Origin of the sequence: Accumulibacter sp. (genome assembly GCF_029255125.1) — a bacterium.
Lineage (GTDB): Bacteria > Pseudomonadota > Gammaproteobacteria > Burkholderiales > Rhodocyclaceae > Accumulibacter.
Genome location: NZ_JAPUVR010000081.1, coordinates 25,820 through 43,321 on the forward strand (window position 1 = coordinate 25,820; position 17,502 = coordinate 43,321).

Consider the following 17,502-nt stretch of genomic DNA (forward strand, 5'->3'; position numbering starts at 1 on the left):
CTTAGGTTCGCCGGAGCCGGGCGGCCGGTCAGCGCTTCCCGGCAAGCAGTTGGGCCAGCTCGACGGCAGTGCGTACGCCCATCTTGTCAAAGAGTTTGGCGCGGTGGACCTCGACGGTGCGCATGCTGATCTGCAGTTCGTCGGCGATGAGCTTGTTGAGTTTTCCGGCGAGAATCAGTTCCATGACCTGCCGTTCGCGCGTCGTGAGCTGGTTGAGCAGTTCGTTGACCGAATCGGCGCCGCTCGCCGCGGCACGCTGGTTGGCATCGAGCTGCAGTGCTTCGATGACGCGATTGACCAGTTCATTGTCGTTGCACGGTTTCTCGACGAAATCGAAAGCGCCTTTCTTGAGCGCCGAGACGGCCATCGGCACGTCGCCGTGGCCGGTGAGGAAGATGACCGGCATGCGGTTGCCGAGTTCGTTCAGCGCGTCGAAGAGTTCGGGACCGCTCATTCCGTCCATGCGGATGTCGAGCAGCAGGCAGCCGGCGAGCGCCGGCTCCCAGGCAGCGAGGAAATCCTCGGCGGACGGAAAGCTTCGGCAACAGACGCCGCGTGATTCGAGCAACCAGGCGAGTGAATCGCGGATCGCTTCGTCGTCGTCAACCAGGTAGGCGCAGGGCGTCATTGTCTTCCGATCGGCAGTGTGATGACGAAAATCGAACCACCAGCGGGATTCGCTTCAACCCACAGGCGGCCGTGGTGGAACTCGATGATCGAGCGACAGATACTCAGGCCCATCCCCATTCCGTCAGCCTTGGTCGAGAACAACGGCGTGAACAGTTTCTCTTCTATTTCGGGCGGAATTCCCAGGCCGTGGTCGATCACCCGGATCTCCATCTGCTGCTCGACCTGGCTCAGCTTGACCGTCAGCCGGCGCCGCTCAGCAGGCATTTCGCTCATCGCCTCAATGCCATTGCGCATCAGATTGAGCAGAACCTGCTCGAGCATCACCCGATCGGCCGGCAGTTCGGGACGCATTCCCTGGATCTCGCGCTGTATGCGTACGCCGCGACTCTTGGCGGCGCCTTCGATGAAGCCGATGCTGTCGTCGATCACCTCGGCAAGGTCGCAGGGCGCCAGCTTGGGCTCGCTCTTGCGAACGAAGTCATGCACGCGGCGGATGATGTGGCCCGCGCGCTGCGCCTGCACGGCCAGCTTGCCAAGCGCTTCCTTGAGCTGCTCGGGCGTGAAGTTGCCCGTGGTCAGCTTGTTCATGCAGCCGGCGGTGTAGCTGGTGATGGCGGCCAGCGGCTGGTTCAACTCGTGCGCCAGTGTTGACGCCATCTCACCCATGGTGACCAGGCGAGCGGTGATCTGCAATTTTTCTTGCTGTTGGCGGGCGAGGTCTTCGGCACGCTTGCGCGCCGTGACGTCGATGATCGATCCCATCCAGCCGGTCTGTCGTCCGTCGCTGTCGATCAGCGGCGCTTCATAGACCAGCGCGTCGAAGCGGCTGCCATCCTTGCGCATCAGGCGGATTTCGAAACCTTCGTGTGGCGCATTACCCTCCAGCACGGAATTGTGCAGGTGCAGCGTACGTTCCATTTCTTCCGGCGCCCAATAGGGCATCGGCGGATCGCGGCCGATCAGTTCGTCACTGCGGAAGCCGACCATGCGCAGGAATGCCGGGTTCGCGTAGGTGACCCGGCCGGCGAGGTCGCGCGCCCGCATGCCGACCATCAGCGAATCCTCCATCGCCTTGCGGAAGGCGTACTCCGAGCGTAGCGCCTGCTCGGCCAGCAGGCGTCGCTGTATCGATCCGCGCACCGCCCACAGGCTCCAGAAAACCGCCGCGGCAAGAATCACCATCAGCGTCGAAATCAGTGTCTGGGCCAGATTGTCGGCAGCGCGATAGGCAGTGGCCTTGAGCGTCATGCCGTAACCTGGTGGCTCGAAGCTGACCGCGTAGGTCAGCGTCGTCGGCGAAGCGTCGACCTTCGACTTGCTGGCCAGCGTCTGACCATTCCCGTCAAGGATGCGCAGCAAATAGCGTTCGGCAAACCACCAGGGGACCTGATGCTTGAGCAGACCGTTCAGCGAGTAGACGCCGAGCAGCGTGCCTCGGTGGCGACCGCCGCGAAAGAGGGGAACGTAGATCTCGAACTGGACGGCATCATTGAGCGCGTAGGCATCGCTATAGACGGGGTTGCCCAAGCGGACGAGCTCGAGCGATCGGCTCACCCGGTCCTCGCCAAAAGGCCCGGGTTCGACGCGCGGCAGGGCAGGGTTGGGCATGCCGGCCACCGTCTTGCCGCTGGCATCGATCCAGAGCAGTTGCTGCAGCTCGGAATTGTTCTTCAGAATATGCCGCGCGCGGAGATCGAAGAGCGGATGCGGTTTGCGCGTTTGCGTCAGATCGAGAGCGAGTTGCTGCAGTTGTTCCGAGTGCCCGTCGAGGTGGAAGCGCAGGCTCTGTTCTAGCCACAGCACGTCTGCAATCAGCGTTGCGCGTTGCTCTTCGACTTCGTTGCGGTGCAATAGCCAAAGCAGGGCGATGAGCAGGGCGAGCAGCAGTCCGACCGCCAGGCGCAGGATCGACAGGTACCAGTTCGACCACTTCAGCGGAGCAAGCGGCCGGCGGTCCGCCGCCAGGGGAGTGGACGTGTCGTACATGACGGGCCATCATAGCCAACTTGTTGCGCGATCGGTAGCTCCTGCGCGCCCGGCGAGTGGCGCCGGCTCGCCCCAGGCGGGCGCGATTGTGGGTTTCCACAGATTGCGGATTTCCACAATATGCAACGTGCGAGCGATTTGTGATATTGACGCGGTACCCCGGGCTTGGCCCGTTTTCAACCCAGAAACTCAGGAGGAGACACCATGAAGATATCTGCTTTGCTTTTCGGTCTGCTGGCTGGCACGCTATCCGCACTGCCTTTGGGCGCCCTCGCGCAGCAGCCGATTGTCATCAAGTTCAGCCATGTGGTGGCGCACGACACACCGAAGGGTCTGGCCGCCGAATTCTTTGCCAAGAAGGCTGGCGAGATGACCAAAGGCAAGGTGAAGGTTGAAGTCTATGCCAACTCCACGCTGTACAAGGACAAGGAGGAAATGGAGGCGCTGCAGCTGGGCGCCGTGCAGATGCTGGCGCCGTCGTTGGCCAAATTCGGCCCGCTCGGCGTCAAGGAGTTCGAGCTGTTCGATCTGCCGTACGTGTTCGACAACTACACCGAACTGCACCGGGTAACGCAGGGGCCGGTCGGGCAAAGCCTGCTCAAGAAGCTGGAGCCCAAGGGCGTTACCGGCCTGGCTTTCTGGGACAACGGTTTCAAGTCGTTCTCGGCGAACACGCCGATCAAGACGCCGGCTGATCTGAAGGGCAAGAAGCTGCGCATTCAGTCGTCGAAGGTGCTGGAAGAGCAGATCCGCGCGCTCAGCGCGCTGCCCCAGGTGATGGCCTTCTCGGAAGTCTATCAGGCGCTGCAGACGGGCGTCGTCGATGGCACCGAGAACCCGGTTTCCAACCTCTACACGCAGAAGATGCATGAAGTCCAGAAGTATTTGACGATGACCGAGCATGGGTATCTCGGCTACGCCGTCATCGTCAACAAGAAATTCTGGGAGGGACTGCCGGCTGATGTGCGCGGACAGCTCGAAGCGGCGATGAAGGAATCGACCGCCTACGCCAACAAGATCGCCAAGGAACAGAACGAGAAGGATCTGGAAGGCGTCAAGAAGTCGGGCAAGACGCAGGTGTATGTGCCGAGTGCGGAAGAGAAACTGGCCTTCAAGAAGGCGCTCGCCCCGGTGCACGCCAAGATGGAATCGCGTATCGGGAAGGATCTGCTGCAAGCCGTCTATAAGGAAACCGGTTTCGATCCGAACAAGCTCTGAGCACGACGGAAGAGCACGCAATAGCCCGCTGGGGGGCCTGATCCCGGCGGGCTTCTTTTCAGGCAGGCGGGGGAGTCATTGCCATGAAAATTCTGGATCACCTCGAGGAGTGGCTGATCACCTTCCTCATGGGGGCTGCGACGACGATCATCTTCTTCTCTGTTGCCCATCGCTATTTGTCGGGAATGCCGATTCCCGGGCTGCAGGACTGGCTGCTCGGACTGAACTTCGGCTGGGCGCAGGAGCTGTGCATCATCATGTTCGTCTGGATGGCCAAGTTCGGCGCTGCTTACGGCGTTCGCACCGGCATACACGTCGGCGTCGATGTGCTGATCAACCGGATGACTGGCCGTACGCGCGCCAAGTTCGTCGTTTTCGGTCTGCTCGCCGGCGCCTTGTTCACCGGAATCGTCGGCACCCTGGGCGCCAATTTCGTCTGGGAAAACGGTTTCCACTACTGGCTGTACACCTCGCTGGGCTGGGATCCGGGCGACGTTCCCGAGGGGCCGACGACGCCTGACCTCGAGTGGCCAACGTGGATCGTCTACAGCGCGATCCCGCTCGGTTCGAGCCTGATGTGCTTCCGCTTCCTGCAGGTTGCGGTGAGTTTCATCCAGACCGGCGAGCTGCCACACCATGATCATGGGCATGTTGACGGTCTGGACGAAACGCCGCCGGCCGACGAGATCACGCCCTACGAGATGGAGGACAACCTGCATCCGCACGATCTGACCTACAGGAAGCGCCATCCGGAGGACGATGCCGGCAATCCGTCGAACAAGGGAGGAAAACAACAGTGAATGCAACCATCATCTTCCTGATCCTGCTGGTCCTCATGCTGACCGGCATGCCGATCTCGATCTCGCTCGGCCTGACGGTACTCAGCTTCCTCTTCATGTTTACCCAGGTGCCGCTCGAATCGGTTGCGCTGAAGCTGTTTACCGGAATCGAGAAGTTCGAGATCATGGCCATTCCGTTCTTCATTCTGGCCGGCAACTTCCTGACCCACGGCGGCGTTGCCCGACGCATGATCAAGTTTGCCACCAGCATGGTCGGCCATTGGTACGGCGGCCTCGGTCTGGCTGGCGTGCTGGCCTGCGCGCTGTTTGCCGCGGTCTCCGGTTCGTCGCCCGCGACGGTCGTCGCGATCGGCTCGATCCTGATGCCGGCGATGGTCAAGGCGGGTTTCCCGAACAAGTTCGGGGCCGGGGTGATCACCACTTCAGGGGCATTGGGAATCCTGATTCCCCCATCGATCGTGATGGTCATGTATTCGGTCGCAACCAATACATCGGTCGGCGCGCTGTTCATGGCCGGCGTGATTCCGGGGATCATTCTCGCCTCCGTGCTCGGTGGCGTCACCTGGTTCCGCGCGCGCAAGTTCGACTATCCGCGCATGCCGAAAGCGTCTTTCGGCGAACGGGTGAGCGCGTTTCGCGAGTCGGTATGGGGTCTGTTCCTGATCGTCGTCGTCATGGGCGGGATCTACAGCGGTATGTTCACCCCGACCGAAGCGGCGGCGATGAGCGCCGTCTATGCCTTCTTCGTCGCGGTCTTCGTGTATAAGGACCTGACGATGAAGGACGTGCCACGCGTCCTGCTGAACTCGGCCAACATGTCGGCGATGCTGCTCTACATCATCACCAACGCCGTCCTTTTCTCGTTCATCATGACCAACGAGAACATCCCGCAGGCGCTGGCCGACTGGATGCTGGGTCATGGCCTGGGGATGATTGCCTTCCTGCTCGCGGTGAACATCATCCTGCTGCTCGCCGGTAACTTCATGGAGCCGTCGTCGATCGTGCTGATCTTTGCCCCGATTCTCTTTCCGGTAGCGATGAAGCTGGGAATCGATCCGGTGCATTTCGGCATCCTGATGACCGTCAACATGGAAGTCGGCATGTGCCACCCGCCGGTCGGGCTCAACCTCTACGTCGCTTCGGGGATCACCAAGATGGGGATCACCGAACTGACCGTCGCCGTCTGGCCGTGGCTGCTGTCGATGCTCGTCTTCCTGGTCGCCGTCACCTATGTGCCGATCATGTCGACCTGGTTGCCGAAGACGCTGGGAATGATGTAGCGACAGGCCGTGGCTGCGCCGCTGCCAGCGGCGCAGCCACGCAGCAGATACTGCCGATGTCCCCAATAAGCGCGTGTCGGGCGACCGGCACGCGTTTTCCGCTTTCTGTGACCGGTGCGCAATTGGAAGCGCGACTATCAATCAGGCCGCCCGTCGACGCCTGTGCCCCGGGGCAGTCCCACACGTGGCTTGCCCCGGGGCAAACACGCAGCCAACCGATGTCCTGATATCCAGCGGGTATGGACTGAATCGAAGCCGTGCGGCCTACTTCCTGATCAACGGCCAAGCTGGCCTTGCTGTGGCGGGAAACCCGATGACACAAAACGGGAACTCCGGCGATCAGGCGCGTATGGGCTGAGCGATCGGGCAGCGTCCTGTGCCGGGCGTGGCTCCGCCTCGCCCTTCTTGTCATGTTCCCGCCATGGTTGAAGCTGCTGCCGCAGCCCTTTGACGGGCGAGGGCGATGACTCATCCGCTTGTCCTGCTTTCCGGAACCGCGTCTTTTCCGCGGAGTCGCTTCGCTTGCCTGGTTTCTGGCGTCAGGGTTGCGCGAACGGATTCCAGCTTGACGAGCGCGCTGCGAGAGTCCTACACTGCGCCGCCTACCTCGGATTTCCTATCCGTCGCTGACCATCGCTCTGCCGTCTTCGACCTGAAAGGCTGCCTTCTCACCGTGCGGCGCGTGTTGCGGCCGTGCAGGAGCGTCCGCCGACGGCGCGCCCCGCGACGGGGCCGGATTCGAAGGTAGCCACCCTGGTAAGGAGACACTGTGAAACACCTCATTGCTGTGTACGGCGCCAGCGGCTGTGGGCGCGAAGTCATGCCCCTGGCGCGCCACAGCGCGCGTGCCGCAAGCGGTGACGACGACACGATCGAACTGGTGTTCGTGGATGACGGCTACGCGTGTGGTGAGGTCAACGGGCACCGCTTGCTCACCTATGCTCAGTTTTTGGCAGAGCCAGCCGGGCGGCGCAGCGCAACTCTGGCCATTGCCAATAGCAGCGTGCGCGAGCGCTTGGCGGCACAGTGCGTTGCGGACGGCGTAGAACCGTTCGAGGTGGTCGCTGCCAACGCCTGTGTGCTCGACTGCAACGCCATTGGAGAGGGTGCCATCCTTTGTGGCTTCACCACGGTGACCTCCAATGTGCGCATCGGGCGCTACTTCCACGCGAACATTTACTCCTCCGTTGCGCACGACTGCGTGCTTGGGGACTTTGTCACACTGGCGCCGTCGGTGAAGGTAAACGGCAATGTAGTCGTCGAAGAGCACGCCTACATCGGCACGGGAGCCATCATCAAACAGGGCAGTCCAGGCAATCCGCTGGTCATTGGCAAGCGTGCCGTCATCGGAATGGGTGCCGTGGTCACCAAGTCCGTACCGGCCGGCGCAACCGTGGTTGGCAACCCTGCTCGTATTCGGGAGTAACGAAGCGACTTTGCTCCAACACTTGTCGATTCGGCCACTTCATGCGGACGAAGGGGTAGCCGCTGTAACGCGCGGACTGGCCTCGGCGGCCAGGTGAACTTTGTAGACGCACGAAAGATCGCCGGCTCGCTTCGTGCGGGTACCGTGCGTAGGTGTGGTGGGGACATGCGCTGTCGCGTTGGTCAACGCCGTGCCGGCAGGGACTGTTCCCCTTTGGAATCGGCACGGGCGGCGATGTGATCGCACCGCGCACCATGTAGCGTCCGTGTTTGTCATGCTCCTGCTCCTGTTGAAGCCGCCGCGGCAGCCGTTCGTACCGCTTGTCGTGCTGCCCACGAACCGGGGACCGGCGCTCGGCCGAGTTAGCCGGCTGGCGCAATGCCTACCGGTTCGCTGACGCCTGATCCCACCCAGATCCCCTGTCGCGCGCGTATGTCGGACAGGCGTGTGTCTGCGCATCCTTGCTCGAGAGGAGTCCTCGCACGAGGCGCAAGGTCGGCAACACTTCCTTGTGTTCGTCGACAGAACCTGTGGACCGTGAACAGCGAGGCTGCGGGTGAAGCGGAACGCGGAACCCGGGCCAGCGTGATCGTCCAGGCTGCTGTCGACAGGCCGAATGCCTTGGCATACCACCTCGCTCTGCCGTCAGGCGTACTCTTGATTGCGCCGCCTGCGCCTGGCAATTCCGGCATGAACGCCGCGACTGTTGGTATAATCTCGGATTAGCTTTCTAGAGACATGATTTGCCGTCCTTTTTCGTCCACCCCCGTTGGGAGAGTTGCTCATGGCTAGCGAACGTACCCTGTCAATCATCAAACCCGATGCCGTTGCCAAGAACGTCATCGGGAAGATCTATTCCCGCTTCGAATCGAACGGCCTGAAGGTCGTCGCCGCGAAAATGGCCTGGCTGTCGCCGCAGGAGGCGGGTGCTTTCTATGCCGTGCATAAGGATCGCCCGTTCTTCAAGGATCTGGTGTCCTTCATGATCTCGGGTCCGGTGATGATCCAGGTGTTGGAAGGCGAAAATGCCATCTCCAAGAACCGCGAATTGATGGGTGCGACCGATCCGAAGAAGGCCGATCCGGGAACCATTCGCGCGGACTTTGCCGAGTCGATCGATGCCAACGCCGTACACGGTTCCGATGGCGAGGAGACGGCGCGCACCGAGATCGCCTTCTTCTTTCCGGCAATGAGCGTCTATACCGGCCGCTGATTTTTGACCCGCGGGCACATGGCGATCAATCTGCTCGATTTCGACGCCGCCGGGCTGACCGGACTCTTCGCCGAACATGGCGAGCGCGCCTTCCGCGCCCGCCAGGTTCTGCGCTGGTTGCATCGTTGCGGCCAGGTCGACTTCGCCGACATGACCGATCTTGCCCGAAGCCTGCGGGAAAAGCTCTCTACGCTCGCGATCATCAGTCCGCCGGCGATCGTGGCCGACCGTCTGGGCGAAGACGGAACGCGCAAGTTTCTCTTCGCCGTTGGTGGCGGCAACGCGGTCGAAGCGGTTTTCATTCCCGAGGTCGAGCGCGGAACCTTGTGCATTTCAACGCAGGCCGGCTGTGCGCTCGACTGCTCGTTCTGTGCAACCGGTAAGCAAGGCTTCAATCGCAACTTGAGCGTCGGCGAAATCGTCGGGCAGTTGTGGCAGGTCAGGCACGCACTGGGCGCCTACTCGGGCCGGGAGGCAGCCGGGGAGCGGGTAATCAGCAATGTCGTCTTGATGGGGATGGGCGAGCCACTGGCCAACCTGGATAATGTCATCGTCGCCCTGCGCCTGCTGCTCGACGACAACGCCTACGGTCTCTCGCGCCGCCGGGTCACCGTGTCAACTTCCGGCCTCGTCCCGGCGATCGACCGCCTGCGCGAGGAGTGTCCGGTAGCGCTCGCGGTTTCGCTGCACGCGCCGAACGATCGTCTGCGTGATGAACTGGTTCCGATCAACCGCAAGTACCCTTTGTCCAGCGTGCTGGCGGCGTGTCTGCGCTATCTGCAACGGGCGCCGCGAGATTTCGTTACTTTCGAGTACATCATGCTCGACGGCGTGAACGACTCGGACGCGCAGGCGCACGAGCTGCTCGCCCTGCTGCGTGAGGTGCCTTGCAAGCTGAACCTCATCCCCTTCAATCCGTTTCCAGGCACTTCGTATCGCCGTTCGCCAGCCACGCGCATCCGGCGTTTTGCCGAGATATTGCTCTCCGCCGGCGTCGTCACGACGACCCGCAAGACGCGCGGTGACGACATCGCCGCAGCTTGTGGGCAATTGGCGGGCCAGGTGCACGATCGCACGCAGCGTACCCGACAGTATGCGGTTCACCTCGTCCACAGCGGCCTGCCACAATGACGAGGACGGCGCTGCTCCTGCTGATTGTGTTGTCGGCCAGCGCATGCTCGACCGGTGTACTCGCCCCGGGTAGCCGAGCGAAAGCTGACGAGGCGAGCGATTCACGCATACCCACCGCTCCGCGCGACACGCGAACGCGTGCCAAGCTGCATGTTGAACTCGGCTCGCTCTACTTGCAGGAAGGCCAGCTTGCCGTGGCGCTCGAGGAACTGCTGATTGCCATCTCGATCGACCCTGATTACGCCAAGGCCTACAATGCGCGTGGGCTCGCCCATTACCACATCAAGGAAATGGAGCTGGCCGAGCGCGACTTTCAGCGCGCGCTGAGCCTGGAACCGAACGATCCCGAAGTCCACAACAACTACGGATGGTTTCTCTGCCAGGTGGGCCGGGAGAAGGAAGGCATCGCCTTCTTTCAACGGGCAATCCGCAATCCCTTGTACGGAACTCCCGATATGGCGTATCTGAATGCCGGTGCCTGCTACACCCGACTCGGCAATCTTGCGCAAGCCGAGGATTTCGTTCAGCACAGCTTGCGTATCAAGCCGGATAATCCGGCTGGTTTGCTGCAGTTGGCCGAGATCAGCTATCGTCGCGGCGACTTCGCACTGGCCAGGCAGCAGATGCAGAGCCTGCTCAGCGTCGCCGAGCCGAGCGCCGATGCGCTATGGCTGATCGTCCGGATCGAGCGGAACTTGGGCAACCGTCAGGCGGAAGCGCGTTACGCCAGCCTATTGAAACGGAGGTTTCCGTTGTCGAGCGAGACTCAGGAACTGCTGAAAGGCAACTTCGAATGAGTGAAGAAACCCGTTCTGTCCACCCGGATGCAGCCGACCAGACAGCGATCGGTGTTGGCGAGGCGCTTTCCGCGGACGAGATCCTGGCGGCGAGCGCCGAAGTCGGCGGCGTTGGGCAGCGCTTGCGACGATCACGCGAAGCGCGCGGCCTGAGCGTCAGCGAAGCCGCGCAGTCGCTCAAGCTGGCACCGCGACAGGTTGAAGCGCTGGAAGCCGAGGAATGGTCGGCCTTGCCCGGGAATACGATGATCCGCGGTTTTGTCCGCAACTACGCGCGGCTGCTCGGTCTGGATTCGGAAGGACTGATGCGTGCGCTGGACGCTGCACAACTGCAACAAACGCCGAGACTCGAGGCCTCCGCGGGAACCAGCGCCAGCTTGCCGCATGTTGCCAACCGGGTCGAACGACGCGACTTTCTGGCCATCGTGGGTGGCCTGCTGCTCCTCGTTCTGGCTCTGCTCATCTACTTCTACGTCCCGGCTGAGGCCTGGCACGACAGGATGGCCGGACTGATCAGCAGTTTTGGCCGGTCAGCACCGGCCGAGCGCTCGCCGGCGCCGGCCGAGGCACGGACCGCGGAGACGCCAGCCGCCGTTCAGGTTGCGACGCCGCAGGCGAGCACACCACCCGCTGCCGGCGAATCGGTAACTCCGGTGAGCGCACCCAACGCGACCGTCCTCTCGTCGGAAACGGCGACGCCGGCACCTCCTTCGGCGGGCAGCGAACAGCGACCGGCGACCAACCGGCTCAAGTTCACCTTTGCTCAGCCCGCCTGGCTGCAGGTGCGCGATGGCCGCGGACAGATCATCGTCGCGGACAACAATCCGGCGGGTAGTCAGCGTGAGGTCGAAGGGCAACCGCCCTTTGCCCTGGTCGTTGGCAACGCGACGCAGGTCAGACTGGAGTATCAGGGGCGCATCATCGATTTGGCGCCGTATAACAAGGGCGAGGTCGCGCGGCTGAATGTCGAATGATCGGCCAGTCGACGACGAGGCAGGCGTGAGCCGCGGCATCACGGCCGGCCGGCGGCGGCCGACCCGGCAGGTTCGCGTCGGACAGACGGCGATCGGTGGTGGGTCGCCGGTGCTCATCCAGTCGATGACGAACACCGATACCGCCGACGCGCTGCGCACGGCGATCCAGTGCGCCGAGTTGGCGCGCGCGGGTTCCGAGTGGGTGCGGATCACCGTGAATACAGCGGAGGCCGCGCTGGCCGTGCCAAAGATTCGCGCGCATCTGGACCGGATGGGAATCGACGCACCGCTGATCGGTGATTTCCATTACAACGGGCATCGTCTGCTCAGCGAGCATCCCGACTGTGCCGAAGCGCTCGCCAAGTACCGGATCAATCCGGGCAACGTCGGACACGGGCGAAAACGCGACGAGCAGTTTGCCCAAATGATCGAACTGGCCTGCCGCTACGGCAAGCCGGTGCGTATCGGGGTGAACTGGGGCAGTCTCGACCAGGATCTGCTGGCCCGCATCATGGACGAGAACGCGAGCCGCGCGCAGCCGATGCCGGCGCTTGAGGTGATGCGCACGGCGATGGTTGCTTCAGCGCTCGAATCGGCGGCGCGGGCCGAGGAAATCGGTCTCGCGGGCGACCAGATCGTCCTTTCGTGCAAGGTATCCGGGGTGCAGGATCTGATCGCCATCTATCGCGAACTGGCGCAGCACTGCGACTACCCGCTGCACCTGGGTCTGACCGAGGCCGGTATGGGCTCGAAGGGAATCGTCGCCTCGACCGCAGCGATGGCCGTTCTGCTGCAGGAGGGGATAGGCGACACGATCCGCGTTTCGCTGACGCCCGAGCCGGGGGGGCAGCGGACGCAGGAGGTGATCGTCGCGCAGGAGATGCTGCAGACGATGGGCTTGCGCGCGTTCACACCGATGGTCGTTGCCTGCCCCGGGTGCGGCCGCACGACGAGCAGTTTCTTCCAGGAACTTGCCCAGTCGATTCAGGCGCATGTGCGGGCGAAGATGCCACAGTGGCGAATCGATCACGACGGCGTCGAGAGCATGACGCTGGCCGTTATGGGCTGTGTGGTGAATGGTCCGGGTGAGAGCAAGCACGCCAACATCGGTATCAGCCTGCCCGGCACCGGCGAAGCACCGGCAGCCCCAGTCTTTGTCGATGGCGTCAAGAGTGTGACGCTGCGCGGCGCACATATCGCCGAAGAGTTTACCGCCATCGTCGACGCCTATGTTGCACGCACCTATCGGAGAAAGTTGCCCGGGCAATGAACGCGCCGAAGATTCAATCCGTCCGCGGGATGAACGACATCCTGCCCGATGAGGCGGAGTTCTGGGAGCTTTTCGAGGACGCCGTCCGTATCTGGCTGAAGCGCTATGGCTACCGGCCGATTCGGCTGCCGATCGTCGAACCGACGCCGCTTTTCAAGCGGGCGATCGGCGAGGTCACCGACATCGTTGAAAAGGAGATGTACTCCTTCGTCGACGGCCTGAACGGTGAGCTGCTGACGCTCCGCCCGGAGGGTACCGCCGGTTGCGTGCGGGCGGCCATTCAGCACAACCTGGCCGCTCAGCAGGCGCAGCGCCTGTGGTACATGGGCCAGATGTTCCGGCATGAGCGGCCACAGAAAGGACGTTACCGGCAGTTCAACCAGGTCGGCGTCGAAGCGCTTGGCCTGCCCGGGCCGGATATCGATGGCGAGCAGATCCTGATGGGTGCGCGCTTGTGGGCGGATCTCGGCCTGGACGGGATCAGCCTGCAAATCAATACGCTCGGGCAGGCCGACGAGCGCGCGCGACATCGCAGTGAACTGATCGCCTATTTCACGCGCAACGAACAGGCGCTCGATGACGATTCTCGGCGCCGCCTGCAGAGCAATCCGCTGCGCATCCTCGACAGCAAGAATCCGGCACTGCACGACCTGCTGCAGGGCGCGCCACGGCTGATCGATCACCTGGGCAGCGAGTCGCGGGCGCACTTTGACGGCGTACAACAGGTGCTGCACGATGCTGGTCAGGCCTTCGTCGTCAACCCGCGCTTGGTGCGCGGACTGGACTACTATAATCTGACGGTGTTCGAGTGGGTTACCGATCGCCTAGGCGCACAGGGGACGGTCTGTGCCGGCGGGCGCTACGACGGCTTGGTCGAACAACTCGGTGGCAAGCCGACGCCGGCTTGCGGTTTTGCCCTGGGCGTCGAACGTTTGCTGGCACTGGTCCGCGAGGCCGGCGGCGAGACCCGGGGCGACGCCGTCGAGGTCTACCTCGTGCATCAGGGCAGCGCCGCTTCGCGCTTTGCCGTGGGCATCGCCGAACGTCTGCGCGACCAGGGAATCAATGTCCTCTTTCACTGCGGCGGCGGCGGTTTCAAGGCGCAGATGAAAAAGGCCGATGCCTCCGGCGCCGCCTTTGCGGTAATCGTTGGCGACGACGAAGCAGCAGCCGGCGAGGTGACTCTCAAGCCGCTGCGCAGCGCTCACGAGCAGTCGACGACCCAGCAGCGCGTCGCAGCCGACAGCGTGGGTGAAGCAATCAGAAGTTATTTACTGGATCTGGATCGGGATGAGTGTTGATGGCTACCTATGACCTCGAAGAACAGGAGCAGATCGCCGAACTCAAGGCGTGGTGGAAGCAGTACGGCAACCTGGTGACGACGCTGGCGACGGTCGCGTCGTTGGGCGTCATCGCCTGGCAGGGCTGGAACTGGTATCAGCGCAATCAGGCGGTGCAGGCGTCGGCCGCCTACGCCGTTCTCCAGAAAGCCGTGCTCGACAACGACGCGCAGCGCATCAAGGCGGCGAGCGGCGAACTGCTCGAGAAGTACGGCAGCACGACGTACGCCGCGTTGGCGGCACTGAAAGCAGCGCACATGGCAAGCGCCGCGAACGACACGAAAACGGCCAAGCTGCAGTTGCAATGGGTCGCCGAGCGCGCCAGCGATGACCTGCGCGATCTGGCGCGTTTGCGCCTGGCCACCTTGCTGATCGACGAGAAGGCCTACGACGAAGCGCTGGCACAACTCGAGCGGGCGACGGCGGGTGGTTTCGCCGCGCGCGTTGCCGAAGTGCGCGGCGACGTGTTTGCCGCGCAGGGGAAGAAAGCGGAAGCCCGCACGGCGTATCAGGCGGCGCTGACCCGGCTTGACGAAACGGCCAAAAAGGATGGCCGGGCGGCGGGCGTGCAGGATCGACAGGCAGCCGCTGCCTATCGCGAACTCGTCCAGCAGAAGCTCGATGGGCAAGGGGAGGGCGGTTGATGAGGCGGGCGGCCGCCGTTTTGCTGCTATGTTTGTTGGCCAGCGGCTGTTCACTGCTTGACGCATTGAATCCCTTCTCCAGCAGCGGCCCGAAGATGGCCTCGCTGGAACCTATTCAGGCGACAGTCGCGGCGCGCGTCCTCTGGCAGTACGATGTCGGCAAGGGCGATGGCCAGGCATTCGTGCCGGCCGTCGTCAGGTCGTCGGTTTACGCAGCGGCGGCCAACGGTACGGTCGTTCGCCTGGACGACGGACAGGCAAGCTGGCGGATCAAGGCCGAGCGACCTTTGTCGGGCGGCGTTGCGGCCGACGAGCGAATGCTCGTCGTCGGTTCGCCAAAGGGCGAGGTGCTTGCTTTTGCCGCGGCCGACGGCAAGTTGCTCTGGAAGACCTCGACCAACAGCGAGATCATTGCGCCGCCGGTCCTTGGGCCGGGGTTGGTGATCGTACGCAGCGGCGACCATCGGCTGACCGCCTACGATGCCTTCGACGGCAAACGCAAGTGGATCTACCAGCGCCCAAACCCGCCGCTGTCGCTGCGTGTCACGGCGCCGCCTGTGCTGGTCGACAAATACGTCTTCGTTGGTTTTCCCGGCGGCAAACTGATTGCCTTGGGGCTGGACAACGGCGCGCCCTTGTGGGAAGGAACGGTTGCGCTGCCCAAAGGAGCCACCGAACTCGACCGGATTGCCGATGTGACCAGTGTTCCAGTGATCGATGGGCGCACCGTTTGTGCGGCCGCCTACCAGGGACGCGTCGCGTGTTTCGACCTCGGTTCGGGCAACCTGATGTGGACGCGCGACATTTCCAGCGCCGCCGGGCTGGCGCTCGATAACCGCTACGTGTATGTGACCGACGATAAAGGCGCATTGCATGCGCTGGACCGGGCGAGCGGGGCAAGTATCTGGAAGCAGGACAAGCTCTTCCTGCGCCGGCTGACTGCGCCGCTGGTGCTCTCCGGCTTGCTGGCCGTCGCCGACGTACAGGGGACGGTACACTTCCTGAACCGCGAGGATGGTTCATTCGCCGCACGCGTACGTAGCGACGGGAGTCCGGTACTTGCGGCGCCGCAGCTTTTCGCAACAAGAGATCTGATTCTGCAGACGAGCGCGGGTAGCGTCCTCGCGATAGGCGTCGAGTGAAGCCCAACATCGTTCTCGTCGGCCGGCCGAACGTCGGCAAATCGACCTTGTTCAACCGCCTGACGCGCACCCGCGATGCGCTGGTCGCCGATCTTCCCGGACTGACACGCGACCGGCACTACGGGCACGGCCGCCTCGGTGGTAAGCCGTTCCTGGTGATCGATACGGGAGGTTTCGAGCCCCTGGCGAAAGAGGGAATCAGCTACCAGATGGCGCGCCAGACCGAGCAGGCGATCGACGAGGCGGACGTCGTCATTCTCGTTGTCGATGGGCGCAGCGGCGTGACTGCGCTCGACCGGGAGATCGCCATCCGCTTGCGCAGGTCCGGGCAGCGCGTGGTGGTCGCGGTGAACAAGGCGGAGGGCATGATCGCCGCTGTGGTCGGCGCCGATTTCCACGAGCTTGGTCTGGGCCAACCGCGGGCGATTTCTGCCGCGCATGGCGAAGGTGTTGCCAGCCTGCTCGAGGTGGCGCTGGCGCCTTTTGGTGAGTTGCAGGAGGAAGCCGAGGCGGATTCGGCAATCCGGGTGGCCATCGTCGGGCGACCGAACGTCGGCAAGAGCACGATGGTCAACGCGCTGCTCGGCGAGGAGCGGGTGATTGCTTTCGATCAGCCAGGCACAACGCGCGACTCGATCGTGGTCGACTTCGAGCGCGGCGGGCGTCGTTATGCGCTGATCGATACGGCTGGTCTGCGGCGTCGCGGCAAGGTCTTCGAAACCATCGAAAAGTTCTCGGTGATCAAGACGCTGCAGGCAATTGAGGGAGCCCAGGTGGTGATTCTCGTGCTCGATGCGCGACAGGACATTGCAGATCAGGACGCGCACATTGCCGCGTTCATTCGCGAGGCCGGTCGAGCCTTGGTCGTCGCGGTCAACAAGTGGGATGACCTCGACTCGTATCGTCGCCAGCAGATCAAGGAAACCCTCGAGAAGCAGCTCTTGTTCATCGACTTTGCTCGTTTCCACTACGTTTCTGCGCTGCGTGGGCACGGGCTGGAGGCGCTCTTTCGCTCGGTTGACGCCGCCTATCGTGCGGCCAGCGCCGAGTTGCCAACGCCGAAGCTGACGCGCGCCCTGATCGACGCCGTTGCGCGTCAGGCGCCGCCGCGCAGCGGCCAGTTTCGCCCGAAGCTGCGTTATGCGCATCAGGGTGGCCGTAACCCGCCTCTGATCGTCATCCACGGCAACGCCCTCGACAAGGTTCCCGCGTCGTACCGTCGCTATCTCGAGCACACTTTCCGCAGCGTTTTCGAGTTGCAGGGGACACCGCTGCGCATACAGTTCAACGTGTCGATCAATCCCTTTGCCAGCGAGAAGAACGACCATTCTGACAAAGCGGAAAAGAGCGGCAAGGCATCGGCCGGCCGGCGTCCGGCGAGCGAGTCTGACGGACCGACGAGCGGCGCGCACGCGAAGCTCAGCAGCCAAGCACGAGCAGCGGGGGGCGGCGTCGGCACAAAGCCATCCCCTGCCCAAACGAAGCCGCCGCCGCGCAGCCGTTGACGGGTAGGTGCAGCCTGCCCGTAGCCCCGTCTACGCGGCGCAGGCCACACCGATGGGTGCCCGCAGCCAAGCAACCGGCGTGGAGCAGCAGGCGGGTAGCCGCCCGCCCGCCACTCGGTGAGTTTCGGAAAAGAAGCAATTCATTA

At 63.1% G+C, this 17,502-nt stretch carries 15 protein-coding genes; 13 read left to right on the top strand and 2 right to left on the bottom strand.

The features are described from left to right. Positions 1–28: 28 nt before the first annotated feature. Together Q1L59_RS04860 and Q1L59_RS04865 are read right to left on the bottom strand one after the other, a co-directional pair. Positions 29–628: a response regulator gene (locus Q1L59_RS04860; RefSeq protein WP_300328835.1), complete on the bottom strand. Its 600-nt coding sequence runs from the start codon at positions 626–628 to the stop codon at positions 29–31. Continuing rightward, positions 625–2,616, bottom strand: a complete 1,992-nt coding sequence (locus Q1L59_RS04865) for an ATP-binding protein (RefSeq protein WP_300328838.1) — start codon at positions 2,614–2,616, stop codon at positions 625–627. Before Q1L59_RS04865 ends, Q1L59_RS04860 begins: the two co-directional genes overlap by 4 nt. Positions 2,617–2,820: 204 nt before the next feature. On the opposite strand from Q1L59_RS04865, the gene Q1L59_RS04870 reads away from it, so the two are divergent. From Q1L59_RS04870 to der, 13 genes are all read left to right on the top strand, one after another. Continuing rightward, positions 2,821–3,834: a TRAP transporter substrate-binding protein gene (locus Q1L59_RS04870; RefSeq protein WP_300328841.1), complete on the top strand. Its 1,014-nt coding sequence runs from the start codon at positions 2,821–2,823 to the stop codon at positions 3,832–3,834. 83 nt (positions 3,835–3,917) lie between these two features. Beyond that, complete coding sequence (locus Q1L59_RS04875) at positions 3,918–4,634, top strand: TRAP transporter small permease (RefSeq protein ID WP_300328844.1); 717 nt, start codon at positions 3,918–3,920, stop codon at positions 4,632–4,634. Continuing rightward, entirely contained in the window at positions 4,631–5,914 is a 1,284-nt protein-coding gene (locus tag Q1L59_RS04880) for a TRAP transporter large permease subunit (protein WP_300328847.1), read from the top strand. Before Q1L59_RS04875 ends, Q1L59_RS04880 begins: the two co-directional genes overlap by 4 nt. Positions 5,915–6,683: 769 nt before the next feature. Continuing rightward, positions 6,684–7,340, top strand: a complete 657-nt coding sequence (locus tag Q1L59_RS04885; protein ID WP_300328850.1) for an acetyltransferase — start codon at positions 6,684–6,686, stop codon at positions 7,338–7,340. A 784-nt stretch (positions 7,341–8,124) separates the two neighbouring features. Continuing rightward, positions 8,125–8,553, top strand: a complete 429-nt coding sequence (ndk, locus tag Q1L59_RS04890) for a nucleoside-diphosphate kinase (RefSeq protein ID WP_300328853.1) — start codon at positions 8,125–8,127, stop codon at positions 8,551–8,553. Positions 8,554–8,571: 18 nt separating this feature from the next. Then, positions 8,572–9,684: a 23S rRNA (adenine(2503)-C(2))-methyltransferase RlmN gene (gene rlmN / locus Q1L59_RS04895; RefSeq protein WP_300328856.1), complete on the top strand. Its 1,113-nt coding sequence runs from the start codon at positions 8,572–8,574 to the stop codon at positions 9,682–9,684. After that, entirely contained in the window at positions 9,681–10,481 is an 801-nt protein-coding gene (gene pilW / locus Q1L59_RS04900) for a type IV pilus biogenesis/stability protein PilW (protein WP_300328859.1), read from the top strand. The genes rlmN and pilW overlap by 4 nt, the downstream gene beginning before the upstream one ends. After that, positions 10,478–11,455, top strand: coding sequence for a RodZ domain-containing protein (locus tag Q1L59_RS04905; protein ID WP_300328862.1), 978 nt, complete (start codon positions 10,478–10,480; stop codon positions 11,453–11,455). The genes pilW and Q1L59_RS04905 overlap by 4 nt, the downstream gene beginning before the upstream one ends. Next, positions 11,445–12,725, top strand: coding sequence for a flavodoxin-dependent (E)-4-hydroxy-3-methylbut-2-enyl-diphosphate synthase (ispG, locus tag Q1L59_RS04910; protein WP_300328865.1), 1,281 nt, complete (start codon positions 11,445–11,447; stop codon positions 12,723–12,725). The genes Q1L59_RS04905 and ispG overlap by 11 nt, the downstream gene beginning before the upstream one ends. After that, positions 12,722–14,026, top strand: a complete 1,305-nt coding sequence (gene hisS, locus Q1L59_RS04915; protein ID WP_300328867.1) for a histidine--tRNA ligase — start codon at positions 12,722–12,724, stop codon at positions 14,024–14,026. The genes ispG and hisS overlap by 4 nt, the downstream gene beginning before the upstream one ends. Beyond that, the gene (locus Q1L59_RS04920) at positions 14,026–14,709 is read left to right on the top strand and encodes a tetratricopeptide repeat protein (RefSeq protein WP_300328870.1); all 684 of its coding nucleotides are present in this window, start codon (positions 14,026–14,028) and stop codon (positions 14,707–14,709) included. The genes hisS and Q1L59_RS04920 overlap by 1 nt, the downstream gene beginning before the upstream one ends. Beyond that, positions 14,709–15,851, top strand: coding sequence for an outer membrane protein assembly factor BamB (gene bamB / locus Q1L59_RS04925; protein WP_300328873.1), 1,143 nt, complete (start codon positions 14,709–14,711; stop codon positions 15,849–15,851). Before Q1L59_RS04920 ends, bamB begins: the two co-directional genes overlap by 1 nt. Further along, complete coding sequence (gene der / locus Q1L59_RS04930; RefSeq protein WP_300328876.1) at positions 15,848–17,356, top strand: ribosome biogenesis GTPase Der; 1,509 nt, start codon at positions 15,848–15,850, stop codon at positions 17,354–17,356. Before bamB ends, der begins: the two co-directional genes overlap by 4 nt. Positions 17,357–17,502 lie beyond the last annotated feature (146 nt).

Coding starts and splice junctions, on each gene's coding strand:
- hisS (WP_300328867.1), top strand. CDS start 12,722: ATGAACGCGCCGAAGATTCAATCCGTCCGCGGGATGAACGACATCCTG.
- Q1L59_RS04860 (WP_300328835.1), bottom strand. CDS start 628: ATGACGCCCTGCGCCTACCTGGTTGACGACGACGAAGCGATCCGCGAT.
- pilW (WP_300328859.1), top strand. CDS start 9,681: ATGACGAGGACGGCGCTGCTCCTGCTGATTGTGTTGTCGGCCAGCGCA.
- Q1L59_RS04875 (WP_300328844.1), top strand. CDS start 3,918: ATGAAAATTCTGGATCACCTCGAGGAGTGGCTGATCACCTTCCTCATG.
- Q1L59_RS04870 (WP_300328841.1), top strand. CDS start 2,821: ATGAAGATATCTGCTTTGCTTTTCGGTCTGCTGGCTGGCACGCTATCC.
- rlmN (WP_300328856.1), top strand. CDS start 8,572: ATGGCGATCAATCTGCTCGATTTCGACGCCGCCGGGCTGACCGGACTC.
- ndk (WP_300328853.1), top strand. CDS start 8,125: ATGGCTAGCGAACGTACCCTGTCAATCATCAAACCCGATGCCGTTGCC.
- Q1L59_RS04920 (WP_300328870.1), top strand. CDS start 14,026: ATGGCTACCTATGACCTCGAAGAACAGGAGCAGATCGCCGAACTCAAG.
- Q1L59_RS04865 (WP_300328838.1), bottom strand. CDS start 2,616: ATGTACGACACGTCCACTCCCCTGGCGGCGGACCGCCGGCCGCTTGCT.
- Q1L59_RS04905 (WP_300328862.1), top strand. CDS start 10,478: ATGAGTGAAGAAACCCGTTCTGTCCACCCGGATGCAGCCGACCAGACA.
- bamB (WP_300328873.1), top strand. CDS start 14,709: ATGAGGCGGGCGGCCGCCGTTTTGCTGCTATGTTTGTTGGCCAGCGGC.
- ispG (WP_300328865.1), top strand. CDS start 11,445: ATGTCGAATGATCGGCCAGTCGACGACGAGGCAGGCGTGAGCCGCGGC.